Origin of the sequence: Enterococcus sp. FDAARGOS_553 (genome assembly GCF_003812305.1) — a bacterium.
Classification (GTDB): Bacteria; Bacillota; Bacilli; order Lactobacillales; family Enterococcaceae; genus Enterococcus_D; species Enterococcus_D gallinarum.
In genome coordinates this window covers 1,667,756-1,691,304 of the sequence record NZ_CP033740.1, presented here as the reverse complement: position 1 = coordinate 1,691,304, position 23,549 = coordinate 1,667,756, and the positions used below count along the sequence as shown (strand labels likewise).

The 23,549-nt window shown below is 42.4% G+C and carries 21 protein-coding genes; 5 read left to right on the top strand and 16 right to left on the bottom strand.

The genetic code is table 11. The features are described 5' to 3' along the window. Window positions 1–12 precede the first annotated feature (12 nt). The 7 genes from EGX73_RS08580 to EGX73_RS08550 form a co-directional block, all read right to left on the bottom strand. Window positions 13–645, bottom strand: coding sequence for a bifunctional 2-keto-4-hydroxyglutarate aldolase/2-keto-3-deoxy-6-phosphogluconate aldolase (locus EGX73_RS08580; protein WP_003127418.1), 633 nt, complete (start codon window positions 643–645; stop codon window positions 13–15). Further along, window positions 638–1,531 (bottom strand): dihydrodipicolinate synthase family protein, encoded by an 894-nt coding sequence (locus tag EGX73_RS08575; protein WP_003127417.1) that lies wholly within the window; start codon window positions 1,529–1,531, stop codon window positions 638–640. The genes EGX73_RS08580 and EGX73_RS08575 overlap by 8 nt, the downstream gene beginning before the upstream one ends. After that, window positions 1,528–2,142, bottom strand: a complete 615-nt coding sequence (locus EGX73_RS08570) for an SIS domain-containing protein (protein ID WP_003127416.1) — start codon at window positions 2,140–2,142, stop codon at window positions 1,528–1,530. The genes EGX73_RS08575 and EGX73_RS08570 overlap by 4 nt, the downstream gene beginning before the upstream one ends. A gap of 116 nt (window positions 2,143–2,258) precedes the next feature. Further along, the gene (locus EGX73_RS08565; RefSeq protein WP_021149274.1) at window positions 2,259–3,521 is read right to left on the bottom strand and encodes a PTS ascorbate transporter subunit IIC; all 1,263 of its coding nucleotides are present in this window, start codon (window positions 3,519–3,521) and stop codon (window positions 2,259–2,261) included. Window positions 3,522–3,544: 23 nt separating this feature from the next. Further along, window positions 3,545–3,820, bottom strand: coding sequence for a PTS sugar transporter subunit IIB (locus EGX73_RS08560; RefSeq protein ID WP_005471675.1), 276 nt, complete (start codon window positions 3,818–3,820; stop codon window positions 3,545–3,547). Beyond that, window positions 3,813–4,277, bottom strand: coding sequence for a PTS sugar transporter subunit IIA (locus EGX73_RS08555; RefSeq protein WP_123866881.1), 465 nt, complete (start codon window positions 4,275–4,277; stop codon window positions 3,813–3,815). The genes EGX73_RS08560 and EGX73_RS08555 overlap by 8 nt, the downstream gene beginning before the upstream one ends. Before the next feature lie 369 nt (window positions 4,278–4,646). Continuing rightward, window positions 4,647–5,903: a CapA family protein gene (locus EGX73_RS08550; protein ID WP_123866880.1), complete on the bottom strand. Its 1,257-nt coding sequence runs from the start codon at window positions 5,901–5,903 to the stop codon at window positions 4,647–4,649. 403 nt (window positions 5,904–6,306) lie between these two features. Between EGX73_RS08550 and EGX73_RS08545 the strand changes: the two genes are divergently transcribed. Then, window positions 6,307–7,602: an ISL3-like element ISEfa5 family transposase gene (locus EGX73_RS08545; protein ID WP_123866709.1), complete on the top strand. Its 1,296-nt coding sequence runs from the start codon at window positions 6,307–6,309 to the stop codon at window positions 7,600–7,602. 113 nt (window positions 7,603–7,715) lie between these two features. On the opposite strand, the gene EGX73_RS08540 is transcribed toward EGX73_RS08545, so the two are convergent. Genes EGX73_RS08540 through EGX73_RS08530 form a run of 3 tightly spaced genes read right to left on the bottom strand, consistent with a single transcriptional unit; the run spans window position 7,716 to window position 10,455 of the window. Further along, window positions 7,716–7,844: a FeoB-associated Cys-rich membrane protein gene (locus EGX73_RS08540; protein ID WP_172956424.1), complete on the bottom strand. Its 129-nt coding sequence runs from the start codon at window positions 7,842–7,844 to the stop codon at window positions 7,716–7,718. Then, window positions 7,844–9,991 carry a ferrous iron transport protein B gene (feoB, locus tag EGX73_RS08535; protein WP_123866879.1) on the bottom strand — a complete coding sequence of 716 codons (2,148 nt, stop codon included), beginning with the start codon at window positions 9,989–9,991 and terminating at the stop codon, window positions 7,844–7,846. The genes EGX73_RS08540 and feoB overlap by 1 nt, the downstream gene beginning before the upstream one ends. Next, window positions 9,988–10,455, bottom strand: coding sequence for a ferrous iron transport protein A (locus tag EGX73_RS08530; protein ID WP_003127410.1), 468 nt, complete (start codon window positions 10,453–10,455; stop codon window positions 9,988–9,990). The genes feoB and EGX73_RS08530 overlap by 4 nt, the downstream gene beginning before the upstream one ends. Before the next feature lie 357 nt (window positions 10,456–10,812). On the opposite strand from EGX73_RS08530, the gene nrdH reads away from it, so the two are divergent. The 3 genes from nrdH (at window position 10,813) to nrdF (ending at window position 14,454) form a co-directional block, all read left to right on the top strand. Further along, window positions 10,813–11,037 carry a glutaredoxin-like protein NrdH gene (gene nrdH / locus EGX73_RS08525; protein WP_003127409.1) on the top strand — a complete coding sequence of 75 codons (225 nt, stop codon included), beginning with the start codon at window positions 10,813–10,815 and terminating at the stop codon, window positions 11,035–11,037. Window positions 11,038–11,135: 98 nt separating this feature from the next. Then, entirely contained in the window at window positions 11,136–13,295 is a 2,160-nt protein-coding gene (gene nrdE / locus EGX73_RS08520) for a class 1b ribonucleoside-diphosphate reductase subunit alpha (protein WP_003127407.1), read from the top strand. 190 nt (window positions 13,296–13,485) lie between these two features. Next, the gene (nrdF, locus tag EGX73_RS08515) at window positions 13,486–14,454 is read left to right on the top strand and encodes a class 1b ribonucleoside-diphosphate reductase subunit beta (protein WP_003127406.1); all 969 of its coding nucleotides are present in this window, start codon (window positions 13,486–13,488) and stop codon (window positions 14,452–14,454) included. A 48-nt stretch (window positions 14,455–14,502) separates the two neighbouring features. On the opposite strand, the gene EGX73_RS08510 is transcribed toward nrdF, so the two are convergent. From EGX73_RS08510 to EGX73_RS08485, 6 genes are all read right to left on the bottom strand, one after another. After that, window positions 14,503–15,519 (bottom strand): alpha/beta hydrolase, encoded by a 1,017-nt coding sequence (locus EGX73_RS08510; protein WP_029487237.1) that lies wholly within the window; start codon window positions 15,517–15,519, stop codon window positions 14,503–14,505. A 136-nt stretch (window positions 15,520–15,655) separates the two neighbouring features. Next, entirely contained in the window at window positions 15,656–16,372 is a 717-nt protein-coding gene (locus EGX73_RS08505; protein WP_003127404.1) for an MIP/aquaporin family protein, read from the bottom strand. Between the two features lies 1 nt (window position 16,373). Further along, on the bottom strand, window positions 16,374–18,194 hold the full coding sequence (glpO, locus tag EGX73_RS08500; protein WP_003127403.1) for a type 1 glycerol-3-phosphate oxidase: 1,821 nt from the start codon (window positions 18,192–18,194) through the stop codon (window positions 16,374–16,376). Window positions 18,195–18,197: 3 nt separating this feature from the next. Beyond that, complete coding sequence (gene glpK, locus EGX73_RS08495; RefSeq protein ID WP_003127402.1) at window positions 18,198–19,718, bottom strand: glycerol kinase GlpK; 1,521 nt, start codon at window positions 19,716–19,718, stop codon at window positions 18,198–18,200. 138 nt (window positions 19,719–19,856) lie between these two features. Next, window positions 19,857–21,296, bottom strand: coding sequence for a helix-turn-helix domain-containing protein (locus tag EGX73_RS08490; protein WP_005471654.1), 1,440 nt, complete (start codon window positions 21,294–21,296; stop codon window positions 19,857–19,859). Beyond that, entirely contained in the window at window positions 21,286–22,596 is a 1,311-nt protein-coding gene (locus tag EGX73_RS08485) for an FAD/NAD(P)-binding oxidoreductase (protein WP_003127400.1), read from the bottom strand. Before EGX73_RS08485 ends, EGX73_RS08490 begins: the two co-directional genes overlap by 11 nt. A 129-nt stretch (window positions 22,597–22,725) precedes the next feature. On the opposite strand from EGX73_RS08485, the gene EGX73_RS08480 reads away from it, so the two are divergent. Next, the gene (locus tag EGX73_RS08480; RefSeq protein WP_003127399.1) at window positions 22,726–23,523 is read left to right on the top strand and encodes a DUF92 domain-containing protein; all 798 of its coding nucleotides are present in this window, start codon (window positions 22,726–22,728) and stop codon (window positions 23,521–23,523) included. Window positions 23,524–23,549: the final 26 nt, after the last annotated feature.

The window sequence follows — 23,549 nt, the reverse complement described above, 5'->3', positions numbered from 1 at the left end:
CTCCTCTCTTTGTTAATTCACAAATGTGTCGATTTCTTTGCGCAATCGTGCCGCATTCTTTGCAATTTCTGCTTGCGAACCTTTTGTCAATAATGTTCCTACTCCCATACATTCTACACCAGCATTCAACCATTCTGTAACATTTGTCAAAGAAACGCCCCCTGAAGATAAGATCGGGACAAACGGCAATGGTGTTTTGATTGTTGAGACGATCCTTGGCCCATGTAAAGAAGACGTTGGAAATGCTTTGATCATATCCGCTCCTGCTTCGAGAGCTTCTAAAACCTCAGAGATAGAAGTACAGCCTGGCATGTAGCTGATTTGATAGCGATTGCTTATCTGTGCGACTGCTTTTGAAAAAGCCGGTGAGATGATGAATTCAGCACCATGTAAAATCGCATCCCGAGCGGTTTCGCTATCCAATACGGTTCCAGCACCGACAACGATTTCGTCTTGATAGATTTCTTTCAGTTGCTTGATGATTTCCCCGGCATTGTTATTCGTATAACTGATTTCCAAGCAAGTTATACCACCGGCTTTACAGCCTTCAACAATTTCAACGGCTCGTTCCACTGTTTCGACCCGTACGATCGCCATGATTTTTTCTTTATGGATCCGGTTGAGGATCACGAGCTTCTTATTCATCGAATCCCTCCACTTTTCGATATTCCGCTAAAACTTGATGGATCTCTGGATAGTCCTGTTCATCTACTGGCAGCACCGGCAGCTTAGGATCACCGACAGGAATTCCCATCCAACCTACGCAGTATTTTAGGACACTGGGTACTGTACCGAACTTTAAGATACGGCGAAAGTCTTCAATACTTAATTGATAGTTTCTAGCTTTCTGGGTCTCACCACTTTTAAATGCGTGATAAATAGCTAAGTCAGTTGTCGTTAAGACATTGGAAGTTGCTGCGACTGCCCCATCAGCGCCACATTCCAACGCTTCCAAGATCAAAGAGTCAGAACCTACTAAAATAGAAAAATCGTCTCGCTCATTCAATTTGAGATAGCTTTTGAGGTTTTCTATGTCCCCGCTGCTGTCTTTGATCCCAATAATAGTGGGTATTTTCAGCAATGCGTTAAAGATGGTTTCATTGATCGCAATGCCGGTATTCTTAGGAATATTGTAGAGAATCAACGGGAGTTTTGTCTTTGCAGCAATCATTTTATAGTGTTGGACTACTTCTTGATCCGTAAGCTTGATCAAATAAGGAGTGATGATGGAAGCCGCTGTGACTCCAATGGTTTGAAATTCATTCACTAAATCAATGACAGCTTCTGTCGAAATCCCACCTGCTCCTGCAAATACTGGTACCCGACCTGCTGTCTCCTCTACAACGATGGTTGCCAATTCGAGCTTTTCAGCATGAGATAAGGCATAAAACTCCCCATTGGTCCCTAGGATAAATAACCCATGGATCCCTTTCGCAATCAATTGATTAACTAGTCTTCTAGTGGCTGCTCGATCGATTCCCTGCTCATCTAAAGGACTGACCATGGCTGTAATGATTCCTTCGATCTTCATTCTTCGACACTTCTTTCTTGCATGATAGCACTCCCTAAGCTTCCTCCAGGATGCCATGCATAATAATCATCAATATCAATGGCGGCTTCTTGTTGCAGTAAAATCGACAAGCTTTGTAAAACAATGATTTCTGCCAATATCGAGATTCGTGGGGGTTTGTTCAACGGATCTCCTTCATTCGTGATACCAGCAAACAAGAAGGCATCGGAATGTTTTTGCAGCCATGAGTCGATTCCTCCACTCACTCCGATGACTTTTATTCCTAAAGCTTTCAGAGTAAGAAGCGATTTTTTCAATTCTTCTGTTTCGCCGCTATTGGAAATAGCAATCACGACATCCCCTTTTTCGGCTTGTCCGGCAGAGCCGTGGATCGTTTCAGTTCCATCTAAAAAATAGGTAGGAGTGCCTGTGGAAGAAAGCAAAGCTGCTATATATTCCGCAACATGACTTGGCTTACCGATGCCAGTCACATGCACACGCCCCTTCTTTTTTTTTGCAGCAACGATCAGTTCAGCTGCATCGATCAACTGTTGTTGATTGATCTCATTCAAATAAGCTGTAAGCTCATCTTTGGTTGTTTGCAAAAAATAAGCTAAATTCGTTGTTTCCATATAAAATCCTTTCTGTCACTGATTCGTTTTCACTGAATCTTTGCACACTTTGAGATAGTTCTTTTTGCGTGCAAAGATTCAGAAGTTCAGCTGATGACAAATGTCTTAGCGATCGATTACTGACCAAACAAACTTAATAGTTTATCTAATAAGATTCCCATGACGTTGTAGTCGATATTTGGGAATGTCGATCCCTCGATGCCTAAGCTACCATACACCGGGTAAAGAACTGTTGGTAAAAAGGCGAGTAACAGCCCGATGACAAAGGACCCTGCAATCGCTCCCCGCCAACCGCCAGTAGAGTTTCCAAAAACGCCGGCTGTTCCTCCGGAGAAAAAACAAATATGGGCTGCTGGAATGATCACGACTGGAAAATTGAAAAGCACCATGATCAATACTCCCAATAAGCCAGCGACATAAGAGGATAAGAACCCTACAATGACTGCTGTTGGTGCAAACGGGAAAACAGTTGGCACATCCAATGCCGGACGAGAATTTGGAATGAATTTTTCCGAGATCGAAACAAATGCCGCCGTAATTTCAGACAAGAACATGCGCACACCAGTCATCAAGATCGACATCCCCGCAGTAAAGGTAAATGCCTGCACGAAAGGAAAGACCAGCCAATGAGTCGTTCCTGCTAATTCTTGAGTGACATCTCGTCCCGCTTTTAATGCAGAGATATAGAATAGCACTAGCATAACTGCCGCAACGCCCATCAAGAAGTCTCTAAAAAAGGATAACCATTTCGGAAAATTGATGTGTTCCGTTGTTTTATCTTTGTGTTTACCAAATAGCATCCCAATGTAACCAGACAATGCATAACCCACCATGTTAAAGTGTCCAATGGCGGTCTCATCACTGCCAGTAATGCGCCGCATAAATGGTTGGCACAGCTGAGGTAACGCAGCAGAGAAAAAGCCGAGTAATGTTCCGCCAATTAATATCGCTGGAATATCAGCAAACTGATGAGCCTTTAGAATCAATGACAACACACAAGCGAAAAACAAACTATGTCCTGTGGTAAAGAAAATATTTTTAAATGGCGTGATTCGAGCAATGACTAAGTTCATCAAAAAGCCGAGAATCAATGTACAACTGGTCACAAATGCAAATTCTGTTTGGGCTAGGGCAGTGGCGGCCTCTGGCGATGCAACGACCCCTACGATGTTGAACCCTTTTTGGAATAGGGTATTGAAATTCTGTAGTGCGCCAGTCATGATCGAACCGCCGGAACTGAATACTAAGAAACCGATGATGGTTTTAAAGGTTCCAGTCAACACTTCGGTCATTGATTTTTTTTGGGCCAATAACCCAATCATTGCAACTAAACCTAAAAGTACGGCTGGCGTACTAAGAAAACTGATAATTAAATCCATGAGCGTTTCTCCTTCATTGATTTTTAGACTAATGCGGCTGCGATTTTTTCTTTGATTTCTTTCTTATCAACGATGTTGTTGATCCCAATAATGGTTTGCTGCAAATTTTTTTCTCTTAATTCATTGGCAACATCTGTCAAAGTAATGATCAGATCTCCCGTAAAACCAGAGACCGCATCTAAAGACGCATGTTCCACCTCGATTGGAAAGTCATTTTCCCGGATGACCTCATTCACTTTGATTTTTAACATCAGACTTGAGCCTACGCCTGCTCGACAGGCAATCAGTGCTTTATGCATAGTTATTCTCTCCTTCAAATTTTTTTAGAAATGCAATTAGTTCGTTTTTTTCAGTCATTCGTCCTAACAATTCCAGAAAGTCTTTGTTGCCCAGCAACTCAGCCAGTTCGGATAACAATGAAATATGGGATTCATTGTCTGGTGCGCTAAGGGGAAACAAAAATTTGACAGGATCATTTGATTCATGACCAGAAATGACGGGTCGTTCTAATCGAGTGAATCCTAATGCTAATTTCTTTGCCCCCTTCTCTATGGGTGCATGAGGCAGCGCAATTTGTTTCGTAATAACAATGTAAGGCCCAATCTCATGATAAATGGAAAGGATGGATGAAATGTATTCATTTTCGATGACACCGGCAGTCAATAGCGGCTGTGCGGATGCCTTGATTGCTTCGTCAAAATTTTCTACTGAGATATCCAATTGGATATAGTCTTCTTTTAATAATTCGCTTAACAAAGTTAACCACCTCTCGTACAAAGAATTCTCGAGTCTTCTTGTATGCGTTTACTATAAGCAATATCACTGGTACCGGCAATAGTGATTGCGTTCATCTCTTCTAGAAAAAAGCTTGAAAAACTGAACTGTAGCCAATGAAATTTGCTGAATTTTGCTGTTTTATCAACTTACAGCAACTAGTCTGCTCTCAGTGATTGTCATTCTGTTCAACTTGTGGGTGTCATTACTAGAAAAAGCGGGCTAAATGCTCCTAAAAGATCTGCTGCAAGATGATCGAGCTACTAAATAAAACAGCAAAAAAGCAGACATCTTACCTCAAAAGATGCCTGCTTGATACCTGTCATAGGTTAGTGAGACAGATTCAGCTGCTTATTTCCATTTTAAATTTAGCAGCTCCATCATTTCATGATACGCGGTTTCGATTCGCTGGCGTTTGTCTTCGGGTACTTTATCCGCATACTTCCCCCCAGGAAGATATTCTTCTGCCAGTACAACTTGAAAATCATAGGCTTCGGTAGTGCCAAACTCTGGATCGTCATATCTACGATCAGGGATCGGCTCTTTAGAGACCCATGTTGGATGCAGCTTGATATCACTCAAAAATGTACGATCACCTTCTTTTGTGAGCTCGACTTCTGGAATGACCCCTCGCTCGGTCCAATAGTTGTTGACTGTTTCGTAGCGTTGATTGGATAGCAAATTTCCCATTGAATAGAGAATAAATTTTTTCTCGCCGTCTTTTTCGATGATTTCTGTTGGTTCAGCGACATGTGGATGACCGCCAAAAATGATGTCCGCTCCGAGGTCGATCATTTGTCGATAAATCTTCTGCTGCTCTTCTGTAGGTTCTAAGGAATATTCTACACCGAGTTGCGGCATAACAACGGTGATGTCGGCTACATTCTCTGCCTCTTTGATTTCAGCTGCTACTTTTTCCATGGATAAATCTTTTAAATAGGTCGTATATTCTTCCGGTGCCAAGCTAGCTTCATTGCCATTGAATCCGTAAGCATAAGCCAGCATCGCTACTTTGATGCCATTGGCTTCTTTGACGAATATCCCTTGATCATTTACATTGACACCAATCGGCTCCAATCCAATCTCCTGAAAAGCATTAGCAGTCGTTTTAAGCCCTTCGATTCCAGTATCCAAAATATGATTATGGGCTAGATCAATCACATCAAAACCAGCTGCTTTGATACTTTCTACTACATTCGGAGGCGCATTAAAGGTAGGATAACCGCCTAGTTCTTTGTTGGGATTGATGGTGCCTTCAAAGTCACCAAAAGCAATATCGGCAGAAGCGATCAACGGTTGCACCTGCTCAAAGTCATTGTCAAAATCATAGCGTTTCCCATCAAATGCACTCATATAAACTGGTCTGTGATAGAGCATATCGCCACTTGCTGTCAGAGTAATTTTCGACGATTGAGAGGCCGTTGTTGTTTCTTGGCTGGAAGTAGAAAGTGACACTTGGTTATCTGGGGAGCTTGTTGACGAATCAGTCCCAGTACGCATGGTGTGAATCAGCCAATAACTAACGGCAATCGTAACAAGCAGTAAACTTATGCTCAATGCCCATAGAAGCTGTCTTTTCCGTTGTTCAATCCTTCGTTGTTGCCTCATTGCTGCTCTCCGCCTTCCCAATGTAACTTTCATTATCAACGTTCGCTCGTTCTTGTTTGCATTACTGTTTATGATATTTGCTTTATCTACATTTCGTTTCATGCTGTTTTTCTGCTTACTTTCTTTAATAAAACAAACCTATATATCATGTATATAATTAATCATACTAAAGAATCAGTTCTTTTGATAGCCCTTTCTCATAAAAAGAGCAGCTAGGCATTTCTGCCTAACTGCTTTACTCATACTCGCTAGTTACCTAATAAAACTGGCTCTATAATTTATGGGACTGATGAATCAGAATTGATTCTTCAGCCCCATTTTTATTTTAGGTATTAAAAAACATATCGTTCTCTAGTATGATTAAATCACGACAAAATAAACAACTGAGAGGACGATATGCTATATGAATGATTCTATCAAAAAAATGCTGCGATTAATAGAGAAAGATTTGATGATTACAGAGGTCTCTTACGAGACCTTTCAGAAGAAAAAGACGTTGATCGTCGATGCTGTTTTCTCACCTGCTCCCCATACCTGTAGAAATTGTGGTTCTACTGTGGTAGATGGAAACGGGAAAGTAATTGTAGTGAAAAATGGGAAGAAGGAAACGATTGTCCGCTTTGAACAATACAATCACATGCCTTTGGTTATGCGCTTAAAAAAGCAGCGCTATACCTGTAAAAACTGTCGAACCCATTGGACGGCTCAAAGTTATTTTGTTCAACCCAGACATTCAATCGCGAATCATGTCAGATATAAAATTGCTTCTTTGCTGACTGAAAAAGTATCTTTATCTTTTATTGCGAAAAATTGTCAGGTATCTTTGACCACCGTTATTCGTACGTTGAAAGAGTTTAAAAGCTACTTACCAAAGCAATCTAAGAGGATTCTCCCCAGAGTATTGATGGTTGATGAATTTCGTTCGCACGCTTCCATAGAAGATAAAATGAGCTTTATTTGCGCAGATGGCGAAACAGGACAATTAATTGATGTCTTGCCTACGCGTAAATTGCCTCGATTAACAAGCTATTTCTTAGGCTGCACTAATCCTGAAGAAGTAAAATTTTTAGTCACAGACATGAACGCCGCCTACTTCCAGCTTACCAAACGTATTCTGCCAAATGCGAAAGTAGTGATTGATCGGTTTCATATTATCAAACACATGAATCAAGCCTTTAATGAGTTGCGTATCCGTGAAATGAATGAACTTCGTAAAGTAGGACAGAAAAGTCAGGCAGAAAAACTGAAAAAGAACTGGCGCTTTTTGCTAAAAAATCGTGCAAACATCAACCATTATGAATACAAAACATGGAAAAGTTTTCGATCACCAAAATACCCATTTCTTACGGAAGCGATGATGATTGATCGATTGCTTGGCTTTTCTACGTCCCTGAAGGAGGCGTATCCCTATTTTCATGAATTAGTTGAAGCCTTTCGAGACAAAGACCCTGACTTATTTTTCTCCTTATTGGCAGAACTTCCCGAAACGTTAGATGACGGCTTTCGGGAAAAGCTCCAAAACCTTCTGACCTATGAAGAAGGCATCACCAACGCGATGATCTATCCTTACACCAATGGAAAAATAGAAGCGAAGAATACCCATATAAAGACAATGAAACGAGTATCCTACGGATTTAAATCATTTGAGAACATGAGAATTAGAATCTTTTTGATCAATCAATTAATCAAAGTAAGATAACAAAAAATCTGAGCCAGAATGAGGTTCATTCTGACCCAGATTTGATTTTGTACAACCCATCAGTCCTTATTGACAAAGAGCCATAAAACTGGCGTTAGATTCATGGATAATTTTTAGATTTTCTCTTCTTGCTTTACTGGACAGCTTTGATGGCAATCAGAACAACTGCCTTTTTTGACCATTCGATAAAGCACTTTTCCTGCATAGCCAAAGATCACTAGACTTAAAAGAATCGTTGCAATCATTTTTCGCCTCCTACTACTTCTCCGACTACTTGTAATAGTGGTGAATTTTTTTGTTGGGGTCTCTTTATCAGAGCAAACAGCAACAAACCAAGAACAATCAACGCTGCCAAGGTTCCTACTGTCAGTTGCCCTCCTTCAAAGAAGATATGCCCGAATTGGTAAACAATCAGACTTGCACAATAAGCCAGTCCACACTGGTAACTAATAGCCAACCAAGTCCACTTGCTATCCCCCATTTCACGATGGATCGCGCCGATGGCCGCAAAACAAGGGGCACACAATAAGTTAAAAATCAAAAAGGAGTAGGCGGCTACTGGGGTGTAATCGCCTCGCAGCACTTGCCAGATCTCTGTACCGGTTTCAGAAACCCCACTTTGGCCGTACAAAATCCCAAAAGTCCCGATGACATTTTCTTTTGCCACCAATCCTGTAATGGTCGCCACGGCACCTCGCCAAGTGCCCCAGCCTAGTGGCGCAAAAATCGGTGCTAACAAACGGCCGAAAAAGGCTAAGATGCTTTCTTCTTCCCCCACTCGATCAAAGGTAAAGTTGTAGCTAGAAGTAAACCAGATAAAGATACATGCAACGAAGATGATCGTTCCGGCTTTTTTGATGAAGGCTACGGCCCGATCAATCGCACTTTTCAACACGGTTCCTAGTTGCGGCAAATGATAGGCAGGCAGCTCCATGATGAAGGGTGCTGGGTCGCCGGCAAAGAGAGCAGTCTTTTTCAATGCGATACCTGATAAAATAATGGCCCCCATCCCAATGAAATACGCAGAAGGTGCGACCCATGAACTGCCGGGAAAGAACGCCCCGGAAATCAGTGCAATGATCGGCAGCTTTGCAGAACAAGGCATAAATGTCGTGACCATGACCGTCAAACGGCGATCTTTTTCATTTTCAATAGTCCGGCTGGCCATGACCCCAGGTACACCACAGCCAGTAGCGATCAGCATCGGAATGAAAGACTTTCCTGACAAACCAAACTTGCGGAACAAGCGATCCATCACAAAAGCGATGCGTGCCATGTAGCCGCAATCTTCTAATAACGCCAAGCAGAAAAAGAGCACAAAAATTTGTGGAACAAATCCAAGGACAGCCCCGACACCCGCCACGATCCCATCTTGGATCAATTCCTGCAGCCATTGGGCTACTTGCCATTGGTTCATCAGCTGCTGCAGAATATCCGGGACTAAGCTGCCAAACAGGACATCATTGACCCAGTCGGTGCCCATCGTACCGATCGATTGGATGGATAAGAAGTAGATTCCCCACATGAAAAGGGCAAAAATCGGTAGTGCCAGTAGGCGGTGGGTCAACACACGGTCGATTTTGTCGCTTAAGGACAAGCGGTACTCTTCTTCCTTGACTGTTGCTAAAGCTAACAATTGTTGAATGAATCCATACCGTTCGTTTACTATAATTGCATCGCTTTGCTCATCAAAAATCATTTCCGTGATTTTAATGATTTCCGCTAATTCTTTTTCATCGCTCGGAGTCAAAGCGACTTGTTGACGAATCAATTCGTCACCTTCAAACAGCTTGACAGCAATCCAGCGTCGTTTGCTCTCGGGAATTTCAGTTGGCAATAGACCAATGATCTCTGCTAAAGCCGCCTCTAAACGTGAATCGTAGATGACGCTTGACTGACCATTTCCTGCTCTTTTCTTTGCAGCATCGATCAGCTTATTCAGTCCCTGTTGTTTCAAGGCACTGATTCCCACAACCGGTACGCCTAAGCCATAGGCTAGCTTCTCAAAGTTGATCTGGATCCCTTTGCGCTTTAAAAGATCGATCATATTGATTCCCACTATTGTAGGCAGACCCATTTCCACCAATTGCAAAGTGAGGTAGAGATTCCGCTCCAAGTTTGTGCCATCAACAATATCTAAAACCGCATCGATGGGGGCTTCTGCCAAATAATTTCTCGAGATCACTTCTTCAGGAGTATAAGGAGACAATGAATAGATGCCCGGCAAATCTTGGATGGTAATTTCTTTGGCTTTACGGAGCTTTCCTGATTTGCGCTCGACTGTTACCCCCGGCCAGTTTCCAACGGTTTGCTTCGCGCCAGTCAGTTGGTTGAAGGTGCTGGTTTTGCCGCTATTGGGATTGCCGACTAATGCGAATTGATAGGTCATTCCTCTACTCCTTTTTCAACAAAGACGAAAGCTGCTTCTTGTTTTCTCAGCGACAATTCATACCCTCTTAAGCGAATCTCGATCGGATCACCTAGTGGCGCTAGTTTCACGATATGAATCGGCACATTCTTGGTGATCCCCATATCCATCAATCGCCGCCGCAAAGCACCAGTCGTTGCAATTTTTACCACCTTGCCTTGCTCTCCTACATGTAATTGATCTAGAGAAGTCAAAACCGTCTGCTGTTGTCTTTCGGACACGTCAATCTGCTCCATGACGCTGGCATCCAATGCGATCCGGTTGTCCCGATGCAAGATGATGCCGCTTTTACAGTTTTTTTGAACCATGAGAATGTCAACGCCTACCCGAAGACCCAAATCATTTAAATGCGCCGTGACGTTCTTTGGTGTCGTGATCGCTTCGATTTGGTATATTCTGGAAGCCTCTGTTTGCGCCATTTTCATGATTTCTTCCTCCTCTTGTGAAAGATTCCTATTATTTATTCGTTCAATTGAGAATGATTATCATTATAATAGAGCGATTTAGGACTAAAGTCAATCTGTTTCACAGAGGAACTTGAAAGTTCGTTCACAATTCGATTTTTTTTTACTCAACTCCATTGCATATTCTCGGATCTTTTTGGCTATAAATCGCGATTTTCTAGGAAAAATCAGCTTTTTTTGGCTGTATAAAAACTGGCTAAACACTATAAATTGTGTATGTAATTTTCACAAGCACTAGATATAGTGTTTTTCCGTTGACTTTCTCCAAGACTTATTTATACTAGATTTATAACTACTACTGACTCGGAGGAAATCATTATGAATATTAAACTATTTTCAAAAAACAACTGTATGCAATGTAAAATGGCAAAACGCTTTTTAAGCGATAATCATATTTCTTTTGAAGAAATCAATATTGACAACCAGCCTGAAGCAATTGAGTTTTTGAAAGAACAAGGATTCCAAAGCGTTCCGATCATCACTTCTGATGCACAAACAATCATTGGCTTCCGTCCGGATCAATTACGTCAATTGGCCAGCTAAGCAGTAACTTAACCAATGTGTTTTTGGAGGATTTGTCAGTCGTCAAGACCTGCAGATCCTTTTTTATACGATCAAAACAAGGAAAGAGGTTGCTTTTTATGAGCTTGAAAGAAATCAAAGATGTAAGCTATTTTAAATTGAACAATGAAATCAACCGCCCCGTTGATGGACAGATCCCTCTACACAAAGATAAAGAAGCCCTGGCGGCTTTTTTCAAAGAAAATGTTGAGCCAAATACGATGACTTTCGATTCAGTCACTGACAAAATCGATTACTTGATTGAACATGACTACTTAGAAGAAGCTTTCATTCGTAAGTATCGTCCTGCGTTTATCGAAGAACTTTATCAGTTTCTGTCGGAACAGCATTTTACCTTCAAGTCCTTCATGGCAGCGTACAAATTTTATTCTCAATATGCATTGAAAACTAATGATGGAACAGCCTATTTGGAAAGCTATGAGGACCGTGTAGCATTCAATGCCCTCTATTTTGCAGATGGAGATGAAGAATTAGCTTTGGCTTTGGCTGATGAAATGATCTATCAGCGTTATCAGCCGGCAACACCTTCTTTTTTGAATGCTGGCCGCAAACGTCGAGGCGAATTGGTTTCTTGTTTCCTGATCCAGTTGACCGACGATATGAACGCAATCGGTCGGGGGATCAATTCCGCATTGCAACTTTCTCGAATCGGCGGCGGCGTGGGAATCACGTTGTCTAACCTACGGGAAGCTGGTGCGCCAATCAAAGGCTACGAAGGCGCTGCCAGTGGTGTGATGCCGGTCATGAAATTGTTCGAAGATAGCTTTAGCTACTCCAATCAACTCGGGCAGCGGCAAGGTGCTGGTGTCGTTTATCTCAACGTGTTCCATCCAGACATCATCAGTTTCCTATCTGCCAAAAAAGAAAATGCGGATGAAAAAATCCGGGTCAAGACTCTTTCTCTTGGTGTGATCGTTCCTGATAAATTCTATGAATTGACCCGTAAAAATGAAGACATGTATTTATTCAGCCCATACAGTGTCGAAAAAGAATACGGTATTCCGTTCTCTTACATCGATATCACAAAAGAATACGACAATTTAGTCATGAATCCTAACATTCGTAAAACAAAAATCAAAGCTCGGGACCTTGAAAATGAAATTTCGAAATTGCAGCAAGAATCTGGCTATCCTTACATCATCAATATTGATACCGCCAATCGTTCCAACCCAATCGATGGCAAAATCATTATGAGTAACCTTTGTTCAGAGATCCTGCAAGTTCAAGAACCTTCTGTAATCAACGGCAAACAAGAATATGAAGTGCTTGGCACCGACATTAGTTGCAATCTTGGTTCAACAAACATCGTCAATTTGATGGACAGTCCTGATTTTGGAAAATCCGTCCGTGCCATGACTCGCGCATTGACTTTTGTTACAGATGCTTCTGACATCGACGTTGTTCCTTCTATTCAAAATGGAAATGCGTTGAACCATACGATTGGTTTAGGTGCAATGGGCTTGCATACCTATTTTGCGAAGAATCAAATGGAATATGGTTCTCCTGAATCATTAGAATTCACAGACTTATACTTTATGTTGCTCAACTACTGGACACTTGTAGAAAGCAATAACATCGCCAAAGAACGGGGCGAAGTGTTCCATAACTTTGAGAAATCAGCTTATGCGGATGGCAGCTATTTCACAGACTATATCACAGGGGATTACCAACCAAAATCAGACAAAATCAAAGCGTTGTTCGACGGTGTCTTTATTCCTTCTGGAGAAGATTGGGCCGCATTGGCAGAAGCAGTCAAAAAAGACGGCTTGTACCACCAAAACCGTTTAGCCGTTGCGCCAAATGGTTCTATCTCTTATATCAATGATACAAGTGCGAGTATCCATCCAATCACACGAATGATCGAAGAACGGCAAGAAAAGAAAATTGGGAAGATTTACTATCCTGCACCTTACTTGAGCAATGATACGATTGGTTACTATCGCTCAGCCTATGATATGGATATGCGTAAAGTTATCGATGTTTATGCAACTGCACAAAAACACGTGGATCAAGGAATGAGTATGACCCTCTTCATGCGCTCAGATATTCCAGAAGGGCTCTATGAATGGAAAGAAACCAGTAAACAGACAACCCGTGACTTGAACATTCTGCGTCATTATGCGTTCCATAAAGGGATCAAATCGATTTATTATGTACGGACCTTTACGGATGACGCAGAAGAAATCGGCAGCAATCAATGCGAAAGCTGTGTGATTTAATCACGCACGCTAAGCTAAGCACTGACTAAGAACAAAAAAACTACCTGATTGAATCAAATGTCTTCACCAAAGCATGATCGAGATGGATTAGAGATCCTCCCGAAAGGTTGAAGGCATTTGCGACTGACAATCAGGTAGGCTCCTTTTGTTCTTGTCTCTGGTATCAAGACTACTATTGGAGGAACCTAAGATGGGCAAAACTTATTATGAAGCAATCAACTGGAATGCGATTGAAGACATCATCGATAAATCAACTTGGGAAAAGCTGACAGAACAATTCTGGCTAGATACGCGTATTCCATTATCCAATGATTTAGATGATTGGCGGACACTTTCAGATCTAGAAAAAACAACGGTTGGTTATGTATTTGGCGGGCTAACACTGCTCGATACGGTTCAATCAGAAAGCGGAATGGATCAGCTGCGTAAAGACGTACGCACGCCCCATGAAGAAGCTGTTTTGAACAATATTCAATTCATGGAATCTGTCCATGCCAAAAGTTATTCTTCTATCTTTAGCACATTGAATACAAAAGCCGAGATCGATGAAATCTTTGAATGGACCAATACGAATCCCTATCTGCAAAAAAAAGCAGAACGTATCAATGAGATCTATAAGAACGGGACTCCCCTTGAAAAGAAAATTGCGAGTGTTTTTCTAGAAACGTTTCTTTTTTATTCCGGTTTTTATACACCGCTCTATTATTTAGGCAATAATAAATTGGCTAACGTTGCAGAGATCATTAAACTGATTATCCGTGATGAATCGGTACATGGAACGTATATCGGCTACAAATTCCAATTAGGTTTCAATGAGCTTCCTGAAGAAGAACAACAGCGTTTGAAGGACTGGATGTACGATTTGTTGTATGAATTGTATGAAAATGAAGAACGGTACACCGAAGAATTGTATGACGCGATCGGCTGGACGGAAGAAGTCAAAACCTTCTTGCGCTACAATGCAAACAAAGCATTGATGAACTTAGGCCAAGATCCCCTGTTTCCAGATACGGCCAATGATGTCAATCCGATCGTAATGAATGGTATCTCTACCGGAACCAGCAATCACGATTTCTTCTCTCAAGTGGGGAATGGCTATCTATTAGGAACGGTAGAAGCAATGAAAGATGATGACTATTTCATCGGTCTAGGAGATTAAAAAAAGTTGACCTTTTATTAGGTCAACTTTTTTTCGCGTTTTGAAGCCTTACAGCATCACATTTTTAAGGAAGTCGAGGGTTTCATCCAAACATTTCTTTGATTCTTCTAGCGAATAATCAAATTGGTATTCATGATTGACTGCCTCAGGAACATCTTTGTAAAAGAGAGATTTAACTGGCACATCTAGCTCTTGAAGCTTCTGATCAAAAGCGATTCCTTGATCCTGGAAAGAATAGGCATTGCCATCCGTGATATAGGTTGGCGGAAATTCTTTGGTCAATTTATTGACTAATGACACTTGCTGCAATTCCTTACTGTTTTTCCAATCTTTGGTTCCTAATAAAGACCACGCGACTGTTTTAACAAAGAATTTCATGAAGCGATCATCAGAAGTTTGATGAGCCATTTGCTTCAAGTCAACAGGTCCGCAATAAGAAATGAATCCTTTTATATCTCCTGATGGGATCACTTGCGTCATCTTCATATCTTTGGCGTAATCCGAATTGGTTTGGATCGCTAAGAATTGCCCAGCAATCTGTGAGCCGGCAGAGTCTCCACCAAAAATGACTTTTTTAAAGTCTAACATTGGATATTGCGCTGCCTCTTTCTTGATCGATTGATAGGCTTGATTGATTTGTTTGACTTGCCCTGGGTATTCTAGACTAGGAGCCCACTCATAGTTCAATGAAACCACTGCCACTTGTCCGCGATCTGCTAAGTAGGTCGCAAATTCTTTGGCCCCTTCCTTATCACCACCGACGTAACCACCACCATGCACCCAGAAAACAACTGGTACTTTCGAAGCACCTTGGGGATGATAGAGGTCAAATGTACTACGATCATAGTCAGAAGTATAGGTCAGATCATTTTTTACCGTCACATGAGGCAAACTTTTTTGATACGCGGTTTCATCTGTGATCTTCACCTCGTCATTAAACATTTTTCCAATCAGATAGGCCCCTGGACGAGGCGACACTTGAAAAGCAATCAGTACGACTAGTGCTAGTGTTACTAGAATACCGACAAGCCATAAACAAACACGCAAAATTTTTTTCACATACATGCTCCTTTGCTCTTTTTTCAGCTTCTTTATTTAACCACTTTCGCTGGAAGAATTCAATCAAACGAAGGAATTTATCAAAAAAAAGAAACGATAGCCATCTAGCAGATCGCTATCGTTTAAAAGATCAATGAGTCAATTAGAGCGGTAAAATCATGAATAGTCCGGCTGCCAATGCTGCACCGATAAAAGGTCCAATGATTGGTACAAACGCATATCCCCAGTCAGATGTTCCTTTATTTTTGATGGGCAAAATTTGATGGGCGATCCGCGGACCTAAATCTCGAGCTGGGTTGATGGCATATCCTGTCGGTCCGCCTAAAGAAAGACCGATCGCCAAAATCAAGATTCCGACTACGATTGGGTTCAAGCCATCCGTAAAGGTATTTGCACCAAATGCCAACAAGCCAAATACTAAAACAAACGTACCGATCACTTCGGTCATCGTATTCGCGGCTAAGTTACGAACGGCAGGTCCAGTGGCAAATGTCCCTAAAATAGCGCCTTGATCTTCTGTTTCATCCCATAACGGCAAGTAATTGAGCCAAACAAGAATTGCACCGACGATCCCGCCTGCTAACTGTGCTAACATGAAAGGTACCGCCAATCCCCAAGAAAAATTACCCGTCATTGCCATTCCCAACGTTACAGCAGGGTTCAAATGGGCAGGTCCCATGAAACCAGAGGCATAAACAGCAATCGTCACAGCTGTTGCCCAGCCTGTCGCGATCACGATCCAGCCGGAAGCTTCTGCTTTACTCTTTTTAAGGTTGACTGCCGCACAAACACCATCCCCCAGTAAAACTAAAATTGCCGTTCCCAGAAATTCACTAAAGATTTGTGTTGCATCACTCATATCATTCTCCTCCTTTTAAGGCACTCAAATCTGATTCCGCAATTACTTGATCCAATTCTTCGGCATACATTTGCTTGTCTGCAGCTGTCCATTCAAAATAATCCGCCATTGCATCGATCACACCAACTTTGATCTGATCCAACGTATCTCGCATAAAGAGAACATGATTGGTTCGTCGCAATAAATAATCCACAGGGGTCAGAACCAGTTCTTCTTGCAAGGCATAATTCAATGCCGTGCTTTCTTTTTCGTCCAGCCCCGCAAACGTGGTTTTATAGGTAAGGACTATCGGTAAGTTTGAACCGTAAAGATCGGCCAAGTATCGCGCATCTTCAGGGGAAAAACCGGCAGCTTCGGCGGTTTTCGCCAATTGCGCCAGTTCGTCCTCGACATTGGTCGGATCAATTTCGCCGCCAGACACCGGATAACGCGTGGAATCCACTAATTCAAACTGCTGCCCTTTTGCAGCCAGTAATTCATTGATTCGTTTGACGGCGCCTTCAGCCATTAACCGATAATCTGTAATCTTGCCCCCGGCCAGTGTCAACAGTCCGTCTTGAGACATTTCCAAGCTGCTGCCCCGAGAAACTTGTGAAGGATCCACACTGCTGGCTTCTAGACGTTCCTCTGCTTGTTTGATCGCCCTTTCGACTTGCGGGCGTTTGCGGTGATCGTCCAAATACGCTTCTACAGTTTGCACGATTTGATCAAAGCTTTCATCCGAAAGTTTGCTCTTAGCTCCGCCGTTGTAATCAGAACCGCCATTAGCCGTGATCAGCGGGCGTAACCCCGCCCAGCTAGCTTCAATATCATCCAGTTGGATCGCAGCTTCTGGAAAGCGATGGTTGATGATCTCTAAAAGATAATCGACGTCTTCTTGCGTAACAGTCGGATGGGAAAAATCGCCCGTGTAATCCGTATCTGTCGTACCAAAATACGTCTTGTTCTCCCTAGGAACCACAAAAACCATCCGACCATCATTCTTGCCAGTATCAAAATAAGTTGGCTGAGGTACTTTCAGCTTTTCACGATCCACCACTAAATGGACACCTTTGGTTGGGCGCATTTGCGGCGGTAAGTTATCATTGCTATCTAATTCTCGAACGATATCAGACCATGGTCCAGTGGTATTGATCACAACTTTCGCATGGATGGCGAATTGTTCTTTCGTTAATTGATCTTCTACTTGAACACCATTGATTTTTCCTTGTTCATCATGAAGCATACCGACAACTTTGGCTTTGCTGATCATTGCAGCACCATCTTGATGGGCCCGTTTGATATTTTCGATCACTAAACGGGCATCGTTGTTGCGGAAATCCAGATAGACTCCGCCTCCGGTCAAGTTCTCATGTTGCAGTTGCGGTTCTCGTTCCAATACTTCTTCTTTCGTCAACGTATAATTGGCATATTTACTATCTGTTACATTTGCCAGACGATCATACAAATCCATGGCAATCTTGACAGAAAAAAGATTGAAGGTTGCACCGGGCTCATCGTAGATAGGTAAAAGCATGGGATCTGGTTTAGGAATATGGGGAGCGATCTGTTGCACGATCGCTCGTTCCCTCACTGTATCTGCCACAACTTCGACATCAAATGTTTTCAAATAGCGGATGCCCCCATGAACCAGTTTCGTCGAACGAGAGGAGGTTCCTTCAGCAAAATCCTGCATTTCTACCAAAATCGTTTTCATGCCGGCAGCTGCCGTTTGCACGGCGACTCCAGCACCAGTGATTCCGCCACCAATGATCAATACATCATAGGTCGTATTTTTTGCTTCTGCTAGGGCGTGTTGCCGATCTTTATAAGAAAAAGTCATGGCTTACTCGCCTTCTTTCTTCACTTTGAATTTAAACATCTGAGTCGCTGCCACTGCTTGTTTCCATCCTTCATAAAGGTTCTCACGTTCATCAGCTGGCATTTCTGGTGTAAAGAGTTGACCATCTTCTGCCATTGCTTTCAATTCGTCGAGGTCTTTCCAGAAGCCGACGGCCAAGCCAGCTAAATAAGCCGCCCCCAGTGCTGTCGTTTCAAGATTGGCTGCCCGTTGTACTTCAATATCTAAGATATCTGCTTGGAATTGCATCAAAAGATCATTTTTAGCAGCCCCGCCATCCACTTTCAACAATGGGATATCGATCCCTGAATCTTTTTTCATGGTATCGATGACATCCTTCGATTGATAAGCGACAGCCTGCAAGGTCGCCCGCACGAAGTCTTCTTTCGTTGTCCCGCGGGTCAAGCCAAAAACTGCTCCCCGAGCATCAGAATCCCAATAAGGTGCACCTAATCCCGTAAAGGCTGGTACGACATAGACTTCATTGTCGCCAGTCGCTTTTGCCGCTAATTCTTCAGATTGCGGAGACGTCTCGATCATACGTAAGCCATCCCGCAACCATTGGATCGCTGAGCCGGCAACAAAAATACTACCTTCCAATGCGTAGTATACTTTACCATTGATTCCATAGCCGATCGTGGTCAACAGATCATTGTCGGATAATTGTGGTTCCTCTCCGGTATTCATAACGATAAACGCCCCTGTACCGTACGTATTTTTGATCATGCCTTTTTCAAAAGCCATTTGCCCAAAGAGAGCAGCCTGTTGGTCCCCTGCCATCCCAGCAATCGGTACTTCACTGCCATAAAAATGATAGCTGCGAGTATGGCCGTAAACTTCGGAGTTGCTTTTGACTTCCGGCAACATGGATGCTGGAATATTTAACAAATCCAAAATTTCTTGATCCCATTCTAAACGATGGATGTTATAAAGCATGGTCCGACTCGCATTGGAGTAATCCGTCACATGGACTTGCCCATCTGTCAGTTTCCAGACAAGCCACGAATCAATGGTACCGAATAGTAGATCCCCATTCTCTGCTTTTTCTTGTGCACCTTCCACATTATCAAGCAGCCAGCGGATTTTCGTAGCAGAGAAGTAAGCATCGATCACTAACCCTGTCTTTTCATGGATCATGTCTGTATGTCCGTCGGCTTTCAATTGGTCAGCAATCGGAGAAGATTGGCGCGATTGCCAAACGATCGCATTGGCGATCGGTTGACCGGTATTTTTATCCCAAACAACTGTTGTTTCCCGTTGGTTGGTAATCCCGATTCCGGCGATTGCTTCAGGTCGAATCCCAGATTCGATAAAGGCTCCCGCGATAACTGATTGAACAGAGTTCCAGATTTCATTGGCATTGTGTTCTACCCAACCAGATTTTGGAAAATATTGGGGAAATTCCTTTTGCGAACTACCGACATTTTGTCCGTTGCGGTCAAAAATAATTGCTCTTGAGCTTGTAGTTCCTTGATCGATTGCCATAATATAGTTTTTCTCTGCCATGTTTCTCTCTCCTTTTAAATGGTTGATTTATTCTTTTGATACCGTTTTCTTACATTTATCTTACTCGAATTACCTGTAGTGATCTCGTCAACTTTTTAGAGATTTTCTAAGAAATTGACGAAATCTGGAAAAACGCCATTAGTTGAAGCGTTCGCGAATCATCTTTTTGATTTTTTCTCGATCGTAAGTCGTCCCTAACTCACTGATCCGATATGTAGGAATCGATGTTTCAATCGGATAATTCGTCAAGATCAGATCATAGTCTTGTTCTTTAGCATAGCGCTCAACGACGACCCCATTCAAATTTTTTAAGTACAGCAGCCACATATAAAAGACTGCCTCTTTGAAAAGTGCATCCATATTCAACGCGATGCCTACCCGAAATTCCCGATTGATTTGGTAATCAATGATCGTCAGGACACTCAAATATTTGACCATGGTCATCATATACAATGTATTTTCTTCTGATGCTTCCAGCTTCATTTCTTGTACAGCAGTATTCAATAAACGTTCACTGATCTGGCGAATATTACGACTTGAGAGTTTTGCTTCTAATTGCCAAATATTTTCTCGATCAAAAACTTCGACATCTCCTTTGAAAAAATACAAACGACTATGGATCTGAGAAAGATGAAAATAACAATTGGCTTCGATTTCTTGCGGGACAGCCGGTCGATACAAATGCAGGATATGTTCCAAGATCAGCGTATCGGTAAGTGCTGTCGGCGTAAATCGGGAGCGTTGCAGCATGTACTGGCGAAAATCTTGTTCAGAGAAAACGGAAAAGGAAAGCAAGAAAACAAAATGGAGCATCGCCTCTTCTTCACGAACTTCCAGTGCATAATGCCCAAAACTGCGAAAGACAAGTTCCCGCAGTTGCTGATACAATGGATCTTTCTCATAAAATGCCATGTTTTCCCGTAGTCTTTGAAACGATTGTCCGGGCGCTTTTAAACGATACTTCATGATCTTCAGCCACAAACTGACCCGTTGCTGTGCTTCCTCGGTAAAGGTCAGATTGAGCCCACGAGCGATCAGTCCCACAAATTTTGTATCAATCGGTAATGGCTGACTCTTGAAAGAATTTAAGTACCAAAGCAGCTGAAAATAAAAATAGCGAATCTGAGCTTCTTCCCCCATGAGTTTCCCCTGCCAAATCTCTAATCCGAATTCTGCCAACACTTGATTCAATTCTTTGATTTTGCGAAACAGGGAGGATTCACTAATCATTAATTTTTGCGCTAACGGAATCGTGGCGATTTCTTGATTGATCAATACATGTTCCAGCACTTGAAATTTGATCGACGAGTGGTAGAACACATATTCAATCTGATTCAACGAGAACTCTGGGCTCGTTTCTAGAACTAATGATGAACCTTGATAAAAAAGATGGCATTGATCAGAATAAGGAGCTAAATATAGAAATAACTCATCAACATATTTTTCTAAGGATGGTTTGCTGATCCTAAGGTAAGCAGCCATCTCATGAAGCTCTAGTTCACCTCCAACTAGAAGCAGCTTTTTCAGTAGCTGTAATTGCTTGGCTTCTTTTTTTTCTAATAATTGTTCAAATTTCATTGGCAGCACTTCCTAAAGCAATCGCATTGGACAGTTCAAAGACATCAGTAAAATGAGGATGAAAAAAGAAATCTTTTTGCGCTAACTCTGACAATGTGCTCTCCTTTTCAATGGCAAATGCCAGCAGGTTGATTTTTTCTAAGAGATTGTACTTTGACAGTAACTGAGCGCCCAATACTTGCCCGCTTGTCTTGGCAATGATCAGTTTCCCGTGGATCGGTGTGTCATCTACTAATGAAGCTTTAGCGGTAAATTTTTTGACGGTAATTTCTTGTTCATAAAAGAAGCGATCTGATTCAGTCATTCCTGTACTAGCCAGATACCAGCCAAACAGATGGGTTCCCACTGTCCGTAAGCCGCCGCGAAAAGGTTCTTTTTTCTCTTGCAAATTATGCGCAGCAGCGATTCCGGAACGAACTGCATTGTTTACTAATGGCATATAAGCCGTATCCCGTGTAATTGGACTGTAGATCTGAATCAAGTCACCGACAGCAAAAATACCCTTTTCGGAAGTTTCCAAATAAGCATCCGTCCAAATCGTATGATCACTGTGCAAGCGCAGCTGCTGAAATGCTGGGTGCGGCCGCGGTCGGACATTGACGGTCGTCAATGCAAGCGCGCTGAGCAATGTCCGATTGGCGGTCTCCACTCGGAAGCCTGTTTCCGTGGATTCAATGGCAATGGTAGGTTCTGCCAGATAAAGCTGCAGATTTTTTATTTGTGCTAATTCATCTAAAAAAGGAGCCAGAAACGATTGATCAAAATATTTGAATAAAGGATACGTCATTGATTCCACTAGTTGGACTTGTTTTCCTAGCGTCGTTAATGTGTTGGCTGCTTCCATACCTGCTTGTCCAGCCCCAACGATCGTAATCGTTTCTGCCTGATCTAATTCCTGAATAAATTGCTTGGCAGCGCCGTAATCTTTATAGGTCAATGCGGCTTCATTCATCGGTAAGAGAATTTCTGATTCTTGTGCAGATCCTGCTGCTAAGATCAACCGATCATAAGCGATTCTGCGCTGATCTGTTTGAACGAAATGGTTCTTAGGATCAAGTTTCAACATTGTTTCTTGCAATGCTACTTGAATGTCCAACTGCTCAAGCTGTTCCTTGGAGCAAAAGAATGCGTCTTGCAACGAAGGAATCTTGCCTTCTAAATACAGGAGCATCCCGCTGGGAATAAACCCGATATGGGCTTTTTTTTCAATCAATACGATTTCAGATTCTGGATAGATTTTGCGTGCTTCGATGGCGCAGCTGATCCCTCCGAATGAACCGCCGATGATCACGATTTTCATACACTCACCTCTTAGTCTAAGCTTAAATGAAACGCTCTCATTTGACGAGCAAAATGCTGTCAGTAACGAAAAAAAGCTACATACAAGTTTGCTTTATGCTAAACTGATGAAAAAAGCGAGGTGGAAGCTGTGGTCTTTTTCTATCAATTTTTACTGGGACTGATCTGTAGTGCATTTGTAGCAGGATCCGCTTTTATTTTGCAGTGGTTGTCTTTATCCGGTGCTTTAGCAGCTGCCTTAAGTGGGACGATCATCATTGCTTTGGGACCTTGGTTCAGTATCTTTTTAGTTGGTTTCTTTTTTGCCAGCTCTGGGATCATCAATCACTTAAAGAAAAAAAACTCAGCCGATGATCTGGTGATCAAAGGTGCGCGCCGCGAAGCCATCCAAGTGCTGGCTAATTTATCGCCTAGTTTATTGGCATTGATCGGTTACGCCTCTTTCAACAATGAGAACTATCTCTGGGCATTTATTGTCGGGATCGCTAGCTGTACCGCCGACACTTGGGGATCAGAGATCGGTGTTTTGAGCAAAAAGGCACCCCGAAATCTCTTAACGGGAAAAAAATTACCTGCGGGTCTTTCTGGCGGTGTCAGCCTCCTAGGTACCATTGCTTCTTTTGCGGGCAGCGGCGGTATCGTTTTACTTCTGGCGATCTGTCTCTGGCTCAGCGGCCAACCGCTCTCTTTGACAGCATTGATTTGGGTACTCTTGTTAGGATTTAGCGGTAGTATAATCGATAGTTTATTGGGAGCAACGATTCAAGTACGTTACCAATGCACGGTTTGTCATCAATTTACCGAACAAAAAAGCCATCACCAGCAGCCAACGAAAAAAGTGCATGGCTATGCTTTGATCACAAATGAAGCAGTCAACTTTCTTAGCAATCTAGCGATTGTCGGGATCGCATGTTTCTTTCCTAACTAAAAAAGTACTGCCAAAGGTGTGACCTT

Bases quoted from the DNA above. Each gene is read 5' to 3' on its own strand.
- EGX73_RS08580 (WP_003127418.1), bottom strand. From the start codon at position 645: ATGAATAAGAAGCTCGTGATCCTCAACCGGATCCATAAAGAAAAAATC.
- EGX73_RS08575 (WP_003127417.1), bottom strand. From the start codon at position 1,531: ATGAAGATCGAAGGAATCATTACAGCCATGGTCAGTCCTTTAGATGAG.
- EGX73_RS08570 (WP_003127416.1), bottom strand. From the start codon at position 2,142: ATGGAAACAACGAATTTAGCTTATTTTTTGCAAACAACCAAAGATGAG.
- EGX73_RS08565 (WP_021149274.1), bottom strand. From the start codon at position 3,521: ATGGATTTAATTATCAGTTTTCTTAGTACGCCAGCCGTACTTTTAGGT.
- EGX73_RS08560 (WP_005471675.1), bottom strand. From the start codon at position 3,820: ATGCATAAAGCACTGATTGCCTGTCGAGCAGGCGTAGGCTCAAGTCTG.
- EGX73_RS08550 (WP_123866880.1), bottom strand. From the start codon at position 5,903: ATGAGGCAACAACGAAGGATTGAACAACGGAAAAGACAGCTTCTATGG.
- EGX73_RS08545 (WP_123866709.1), top strand. From the start codon at position 6,307: ATGAATGATTCTATCAAAAAAATGCTGCGATTAATAGAGAAAGATTTG.
- feoB (WP_123866879.1), bottom strand. From the start codon at position 9,991: ATGACCTATCAATTCGCATTAGTCGGCAATCCCAATAGCGGCAAAACC.
- EGX73_RS08530 (WP_003127410.1), bottom strand. From the start codon at position 10,455: ATGAAAATGGCGCAAACAGAGGCTTCCAGAATATACCAAATCGAAGCG.
- nrdH (WP_003127409.1), top strand. From the start codon at position 10,813: ATGAATATTAAACTATTTTCAAAAAACAACTGTATGCAATGTAAAATG.
- nrdE (WP_003127407.1), top strand. From the start codon at position 11,136: ATGAGCTTGAAAGAAATCAAAGATGTAAGCTATTTTAAATTGAACAAT.
- nrdF (WP_003127406.1), top strand. From the start codon at position 13,486: ATGGGCAAAACTTATTATGAAGCAATCAACTGGAATGCGATTGAAGAC.
- EGX73_RS08510 (WP_029487237.1), bottom strand. From the start codon at position 15,519: ATGTATGTGAAAAAAATTTTGCGTGTTTGTTTATGGCTTGTCGGTATT.
- EGX73_RS08505 (WP_003127404.1), bottom strand. From the start codon at position 16,372: ATGAGTGATGCAACACAAATCTTTAGTGAATTTCTGGGAACGGCAATT.
- glpO (WP_003127403.1), bottom strand. From the start codon at position 18,194: ATGACTTTTTCTTATAAAGATCGGCAACACGCCCTAGCAGAAGCAAAA.
- glpK (WP_003127402.1), bottom strand. From the start codon at position 19,718: ATGGCAGAGAAAAACTATATTATGGCAATCGATCAAGGAACTACAAGC.
- EGX73_RS08490 (WP_005471654.1), bottom strand. From the start codon at position 21,296: ATGAAATTTGAACAATTATTAGAAAAAAAAGAAGCCAAGCAATTACAG.
- EGX73_RS08485 (WP_003127400.1), bottom strand. From the start codon at position 22,596: ATGAAAATCGTGATCATCGGCGGTTCATTCGGAGGGATCAGCTGCGCC.